The organism is Rhodosalinus halophilus, from assembly GCF_003298775.1.
In the GTDB taxonomy this organism is placed as follows: Bacteria; Pseudomonadota; Alphaproteobacteria; order Rhodobacterales; family Rhodobacteraceae; genus Rhodosalinus; species Rhodosalinus halophilus.
Genome location: NZ_QNTQ01000057.1, coordinates 1 through 252 on the forward strand (window position 1 = coordinate 1; position 252 = coordinate 252).

A 252-nucleotide genomic window follows, 5' to 3' on the forward strand; every position below is an offset into this window, starting at 1 on the left:
CGTATAGATCGCGCACCGCTGTTTCCGGATCATTCCTGATTTCGCAGGGCCCTTCGTCATGTCCGCGCCCTCCGATTCTTGAGGCCGAAGAACACCCAGCCATTCCAGCGCGTCCCGGTGATCGCGCGAGCGATGGCCGAGAGCGACCTGTAGGGCCGTCCCTGCCACTCGAAGCCGTCCGATGTGACGGTGACGACGTGCTCGACGCCCCGCCATTCGCGGATCAGCCGCGTGCCGGCGATGGGCATGGTG

The 252-nt window shown here is 65.5% G+C and carries 1 protein-coding gene; it reads right to left on the reverse strand.

Features of this window, described 5'->3' with window-relative positions; all coding sequences use genetic code 11:
- Window positions 1–56: 56 nt before the first annotated feature.
- On the reverse strand, window positions 57–252 hold a 196-nt coding region (locus DRV85_RS18840; RefSeq protein WP_147238903.1), incomplete at its 5' end, for a DUF2924 domain-containing protein.